The organism is Acinetobacter sp. WC-323, from assembly GCF_000314615.1.
Lineage (GTDB): Bacteria > Pseudomonadota > Gammaproteobacteria > Pseudomonadales > Moraxellaceae > Acinetobacter > Acinetobacter courvalinii.
The window spans coordinates 92,970-99,515 of record NZ_AMZS01000037.1; the positions used below are offsets into that span (position 1 = coordinate 92,970).

10 protein-coding genes are annotated in these 6,546 nt (G+C 40.7%); all 10 read right to left on the reverse strand.

Translation table 11 applies throughout. The features are described 5' to 3' along the window. Positions 1–7: 7 nt before the first annotated feature. Positions 8–712 (reverse strand): arsenical resistance protein ArsH, encoded by a 705-nt coding sequence (gene arsH, locus ACINWC323_RS09820; protein ID WP_009511712.1) that lies wholly within the window; start codon positions 710–712, stop codon positions 8–10. 5 nt (positions 713–717) lie between these two features. Beyond that, positions 718–1,761, reverse strand: coding sequence for an ACR3 family arsenite efflux transporter (gene arsB / locus ACINWC323_RS09815; RefSeq protein WP_009511728.1), 1,044 nt, complete (start codon positions 1,759–1,761; stop codon positions 718–720). Positions 1,762–1,768: 7 nt separating this feature from the next. Next, the gene (locus ACINWC323_RS09810) at positions 1,769–2,242 is read right to left on the reverse strand and encodes an arsenate reductase ArsC (protein WP_009511638.1); all 474 of its coding nucleotides are present in this window, start codon (positions 2,240–2,242) and stop codon (positions 1,769–1,771) included. 5 nt (positions 2,243–2,247) lie between these two features. Further along, positions 2,248–2,571 carry an ArsR/SmtB family transcription factor gene (locus tag ACINWC323_RS0118995; RefSeq protein ID WP_032881404.1) on the reverse strand — a complete coding sequence of 108 codons (324 nt, stop codon included), beginning with the start codon at positions 2,569–2,571 and terminating at the stop codon, positions 2,248–2,250. Between the two features lie 363 nt (positions 2,572–2,934). Next, positions 2,935–3,492, reverse strand: a complete 558-nt coding sequence (locus ACINWC323_RS09805; protein WP_009511651.1) for a lysozyme — start codon at positions 3,490–3,492, stop codon at positions 2,935–2,937. 132 nt (positions 3,493–3,624) lie between these two features. Next, entirely contained in the window at positions 3,625–4,029 is a 405-nt protein-coding gene (locus tag ACINWC323_RS09800; protein WP_009511689.1) for a hypothetical protein, read from the reverse strand. Between the two features lie 177 nt (positions 4,030–4,206). After that, positions 4,207–4,449, reverse strand: coding sequence for a hypothetical protein (locus ACINWC323_RS0119000; RefSeq protein WP_032881406.1), 243 nt, complete (start codon positions 4,447–4,449; stop codon positions 4,207–4,209). 110 nt (positions 4,450–4,559) lie between these two features. Further along, positions 4,560–4,772 carry a hypothetical protein gene (locus tag ACINWC323_RS09795; protein WP_005231292.1) on the reverse strand — a complete coding sequence of 71 codons (213 nt, stop codon included), beginning with the start codon at positions 4,770–4,772 and terminating at the stop codon, positions 4,560–4,562. Continuing rightward, the gene (locus ACINWC323_RS09790; RefSeq protein WP_009511727.1) at positions 4,762–5,043 is read right to left on the reverse strand and encodes a phage holin; all 282 of its coding nucleotides are present in this window, start codon (positions 5,041–5,043) and stop codon (positions 4,762–4,764) included. Before ACINWC323_RS09790 ends, ACINWC323_RS09795 begins: the two co-directional genes overlap by 11 nt. 63 nt (positions 5,044–5,106) lie before the next feature. Continuing rightward, positions 5,107–6,546 (reverse strand): host specificity factor TipJ family phage tail protein (locus tag ACINWC323_RS20145; RefSeq protein WP_032881417.1); only part of this gene is annotated, 1,440 nt, incomplete at its 5' end.

Consider the following 6,546-nt stretch of genomic DNA (forward strand, 5'->3'; position numbering starts at 1 on the left):
TATCAACTTATAGCGCGCGCTGATTCACCCTTTGTGAAAGCTGTTCAGCAGATTCCTTTCTCTCTGAATAACGATCTGTGAGGTACTGACTTTGTCCACGAGTGAGCAAGGTGAATTTATATAGTTCTTCCATTACATCGACAATTCGATCATAGAAGGATGAAGGTTTCATTCTTCCATCTTCTTCAAACTCTAAAAAAGCTTTTGGAATAGATGATTGGTTAGGAATAGTGATCATGCGCATCCAACGGCCTAAAATACGCATTTGGTTTAAGCTGTTAAATGACTGCGAACCGCCACTAACCTGTATCAATGCCAAAGTTTTTCCTTGTGTTGCGCGAATTGCACCACCTGCTAATGGTATCCAGTCAATTTGTGATTTAAAAATCGAACTCATTGAGCCATGACGTTCAGGTGAGCACCACACCATACCTTCTGCCCAAGCGAGTAAATCATGCAACTCTTTCACCTTTGGATGCTCAGTGTCCGCATCTTCAGGTAAGGGCAAACCTTTCGGATGAAAAATTTTTACTTCAGCACCAAACTGCTCCAAGATACGCCCTGCTTCCATCACCGCCAATCGGCTGTATGAGCGTTCGCGGTTAGAACCATACAGCAGCAAAATATGCGGTGGATGATCAAGTTGTTTAGCTTGTACTTTTTCTAAAGTAGGTTGATCCAAAAGATTCATATCTACATTCGGGAGAGTCATAGAAATTACACCTCTTCTTTAAAAAACTTTTTTCTTAGCCACAAAGACACACTGACTAAAGCAATTAGCACAGGTACTTCAACCAATGGCCCAATTACTGTGGTAAAAGCGACTGGTGAAGCTAAACCAAAAGTTGCAATCGCGACAGCCAATGCCAACTCAAAGTTATTCCCAGCAGCCGTAAACGAAATTGCTATTGTTTTAGGATAGTCATTCCCCATCCATTTGCTCATAAAGAAGCTAATGAAGAACATCACGATAAAGTAAATCGTCAATGGAATGGCAATACGCAAAACATCCATCGGTAAACTCACAACATCGTTACCTTTCAAGCTAAACATCGCCACAATCGTGAACAATAAAGCTAACAAACTCAGTGGACTGATCTTAGGTAAGAAGACATTTTGATACCAATCAAGACCTTTAGCTTTCACTAGAATGAATCGTGTAATAAAGCCAAAGAAAAATGGAATTCCCAAATACACTAATACCGCATGGGTAATGGTCCAGAAATCGACATTGATCACTTGCCCTGCAACACCAAAATACGGCGGTAAGAAAGTCAGAAATAACCAAGCATAGGTACTAAAAAACAGAATCTGGAAAATACTATTGAAGGCTACCAATGCAGCTACATATTGGTTATCACCACAGGCTAAACCATTCCACACCAAAACCATCGCAATACAGCGAGCTAAACCGATCAAGATCAAGCCTGTCATGTACTCTGGATAGCTATGCAAAAAAATAATGGCTAATGCAAACATCAGTACTGGTGCAATCACCCAGTTTTGTACCAGTGACAAAGTTAAAGTTTTTTTATCTTTAAACACTTGTGGTAGCGCTGCATAATCCACTTTAGCTAACGGTGGATACATCATCAGAATCAAACCAATCGCTATAGGAATATTGACAGAATCAACACTCATTTTATCCAAAGCGACGGAGGCTTGTGGAAAAAACACACCTATCGCAATCCCCAATGCCATGGCGATAAAAATCCATAGTGTGAGGTTACGATCTAAAAAGGACAATCTTTGCTGAGCCATGATGTTCTCATTCAATATCTGAGATGTCATTGATTGCAGAAATCAATTCAGGGCGTGTCATATTTGCTGTGTCCAGTGCGAAAAGAGCATCTAAGCGGTGGTTGATATGATCAACAGTAACTTGGAATGCTTTTAATTTTTCTTCTTTCAGTAAATCTAAATGTGAAGGATCAACCAAGCCCCAATGTGCTTTGATCACTCCGCCCAAATAAAGGGGACACGCTTCCTGAGCTGCTGAATCGCAAACAGTAATCACCACGTCAGGTTGATATTGTTCACAGTCATCTATGGTTTTGCTCCATAAACCATCTGTTGAAAGACCAAGATTTTCTAAAGTTTCTATGGTCAATGGATGTACTTGTCCTGATGGCTTACTTCCTGCACTGTATGCTTTCCACCCTTCAGGTGCACGACTGTTAAAAAGAACTTCTGACAGGATGCTACGGCAGCTGTTGCCTGTACATAGAAATAAAAATTTCATTGTGTTTACTCACATTGAATTAAAAGAGGCGAATCAACTTTTATATTGTTAGTTCTCTCGCCATCCTGATTAGAAATAACACTTAAGACAGACTTTGCCCATTCAGGCAGATCCGGATTTAAGCTGTAATACACCCACTGCCCTTTTCTTTCGTCTAGCAATATGGAAAGGTTTCTTAATAGCGCCAAGTGTCGAGAAATTTTGGGTTGACTCAGTTCAAGTTGTTCTGTGAGTTCACAGACACAAATACTGTTTTTAGCAAGAACCAACCTCAAGATATCCAAACGAGTTTGATCTGAAAGACATTTGAAGAAATCAGTTTGATCCATTTTTTAGCTCAACTTAGTATTATTATTTAAACATACGCATATCCGCATATACATACAATAGGTTTATACTGATAATTGATTTTTTATAACAAAATGCCAATCCCTAAAAATTGACATTTTTCATGGTATAAATATTTATCAATAACTTAATTTATCGACCGTTCGCCTAGATATCTGTTGCAGATCTTGGTACAAAAAAATTTATTTGGAAGATAATGCCAATCAAACAATGAAATCAAAGTGCTCGAACGCATATCCCAACTTGAATATTATTGTTGATCGTATGCGCCGTACATCCTGGCAAAACTATCAATACCGCAAGGCTCAGTGCAATGGATACTGATGAACGCTTGCAGCGATAAATTACTTTTTTAAGAAGAGCTCCCGCTCTGCAGCACGTCGACGGACCAAACCCTTCATTACCTGCCCGCCGCCCTTATTCCAACATGGGAACTGGTCAGCTGCACCGATATAGTCACCCTTGTTCAGTTTGGCCAACAAAGTTGAATCCTTAAATGCTTGCTCACCAATGTTGTAAGTTAGACTAACCAACGCATCAAACTGATTCTGATTGATGGATACTTTTACGCTTTGATTCACCGCTTTCTCAAAGCGATTTAAGTCATGCGCAAAATATTCCTTAGCTTGGGCTAATGTGCACTTATTACCTTGCTTTACTTTAATGCCATTTGGATACACCGTGGTACCATAGCCGATCGTCCAGACGCCCACACCATCATCATAAGCATCAAGTTTCAAATCTTCAAAACTGGTAATCAGATTGATGCCAACTTGGCTTGTCGTCTTTCCCTTTGAAGGACTAAGACCATCAACAACTTTGTTTAAGTCATCCACCTGAGCCTGTGTGAGTTTACCGCCAGCCAATTTACGTGCTTCATCAAAGAATGGTTTTCTATTCATTTCACTTTCCTTTAGACATAAAAAAACCGACCTATAAAGGTCGGATGTAGAAAAATTGAAGTTCTGCGTTTTATTTCAGAACTGTTGACTGTTAACTTTAGTGAATATTCATACTGATGAATGTCTTACTTTTTAAATTCTAATATTCGAATATTTAGAGCGACCACTCGCAATTTTTTGCAATGCTATTTTACTAAAAGTATTAGAAAAAGTTTGATCACAAGGAATATCATTCTTGATCGCAGGTATAGATCTTTTTCCCCCTGTTGAATTTTTTTCAATGAAGCTTGCTAACCATAAAAGATATTCTGTCTTATTTTCATAATTTGGAATTAGGTCAAATCCCGTAGGTAAAAATTTTCTGTCAGCGAAGTCTTCATCAAAATAGTTGTATGTTAATTTGATCTCAGTTTCCTTAAGCTCATGTTGTATCTCGCCTAAAAGCTTATTCAGATACTTTCGTGGATCCTGATTAAAATAATTCTTGGTTAAACACTGCTCATAAATATTTTCCGCAAAAGCTAAATAATTACTCATCTCATTTATCCATAACTTTCTATTTTTTTAATTATCAGATTTACAATGTAACCTTACGCAACCATTCGTCAAACTTTGGTTAAAAATGTAAAGTTATTAACACAACATAAACTTATGTCACAAAAATTTCCTTTTACTTTTTAGTTATTCAAAATGGAAAAACCGCCTTGCGGCGGTTTAGGGTTGATTGTCTATCCTATAGATGAGATAGCGCTCATCTATTACTTGGTTAACTATAGGTTTCTTCAACTTGTCTTGCAGCTTATCTGGTAGTAGGTCCCCGTTTTCCAGATATAACCATTTATAGACTGGGATAATTCTAACTTGACAGTTTATGTCCAATCCAACTTTAGGATCGACAACTTGTCTAATTTTAATCATCTCTCCTGAATCAAGGTCTTGCAGGGTGATGATGGGCATGAATAGCTCCTGTGTGGAAAACTATTATACCATTTGCCCCAACAAGACTTGATACTAAATAATTGATTTTTCATTTCTTTGTATGAGAAATACTTATATCAAAAATGTGATTAATTAGGGCTATCTTTTTTCTTCTCCTGCTCTGAACTACCAAAATAGAAACCACAGGCTGTAGTCATTGCTCCAGCAATAAAACCTAAAGCTGTGTTGATCAGGTTGCTGTTTTCCCGTGGCATATCCACGAAAAAAAGTGCAATCACCAGGACAAACATCAGCCCGACCAATGCAAAAGCTAGATAAGCCCGAGTCTGTTCACTTGTCATCACAATCCCCCTTTAAACGTTCTTTATTCTGCTCATATTGCTTCTTACGCAATTCATGGATCTCCTGGGCACGCTTATCATCTCGCCGTTTAAAATACAGTGTCGTGAAAAAAGTAATTACACCGATAAAGACTGAGGCCCATACTGCCCAATCAATGCTTGCTGCATACGCTGCCACTGATAACCCCGCTGATGTATATGAAACCTTGGATGCTGTTGCTGCGATTGTGTTTGTAGCAGCTTCAACCGCGCTTGCTGCTTGTTCTTGCATTTCCTGTCTCCAATAGACAATAAAAAAGCACCCGTTTGGGTGCTTATAAAAGATTTAAGCCTGTTAAAGCGTTTGTAAAATTTGACCTCCATTGATTACTTGTAAGGTCTGTAATGGGACACCAATAATGGCTGGCCCACCTGGTCCAGGTTGACCCTCAAGTGTTCCGTGATATTTCCAGTTCCATTCACCTTTATTTAATGACTTGGTACCACACTGGCCCCAACCGCCACCATTCCCGGATAGCGGCGAAACTTCACTGCTATTATTCCTTTGGTAACCTTTACCCGGAATATCTCTCTGGGCATCAGATACCTTATCGGTCTCATAGTTATTATTAAAATACCCCCTGAATCGTGGTACTTCACTGGACGTTGGTACAAAGCTGAGGGCCATACCAAATGGTGCACCACCACCACCACAAGCACCCTGCAGGGCATAGTTATACTTGGTACTTAAACCATTTGGAGTCGCGCCTCCGCCTGAGCCACCACGTGCAACAATGCCTCCATCGATGATCAGGTTCACTTTAGCGTGACGAACCAATAAGCCTGGTGCACCGATACCACCATCACGCCGTGTTTTAGTAAAAGCAGTCTCGTATTCACTCTCACCGTAATAGGCGGCATGAGCAATACCACCTTCGCCACCACGTCCCACGGCCGCACCTTTAATGGTAAGGTTCACCACCAGATCAGGAGGAAACTCACCAGTATCAATAGCAGGAATTTCAGGCAATCCTTTCACAACATATTTAACTGAGGGTTGATCCATCCAGTGCCTGTAAATGAGCTCAGTTAATGGACGATAAGCACTTGAGCTGCACACCAGTACGCCAGGCTCTACCACAAAGTTAATTTCTCCAGTTACTGGCAACTCTCCGCGCTGCATCTGGTACAACCGCGCCAGATTGATATCGAGCTGGTCATAACGGATATAGATCGGGCTATCATCAATCGGTGTATCGGTATAGTCCTTATCATTCAGGTAATAGCGATCATCGTAGTTGATGGCGGTGATTTTATTGGCTGTCTTACCCACAGGATCCTTCTTGGCCACCAGATAAGGCAACGAGCCTTTGCTATCATCGCTCACCACGATATAGGTAGTATTGATGTAATCCTCTGGATTTAGCTTAAGCGGCCCATTTGGCAAGCGCCCTAACACGACTTTGTTGGATGTGACACCAGCAGTCACCGGAATCAGATCCACGCTCCCATCACTCATCTGTAGATAAATCACATAGCTTTTGCCTGTAATAAACTCCACATCATGACTTAAGGTCAGGATCAGGCCTTCCTGCTGCAGCACATCCCCGCTGCGGTGAATACGATTGCGATAATCCGCTACCGCAATCCGGTCACGCAGTACCAGTAACTCTGACTCAGATGCTGCATCAAAGGTAATCGATCGACGCTGGAAGCGCATCTTGTTCCAGAGCCGGTACGCATTAAAGTGTGCTTGCCACTTGTTACGTACACCGACCGATTTTACCTCTTTAGG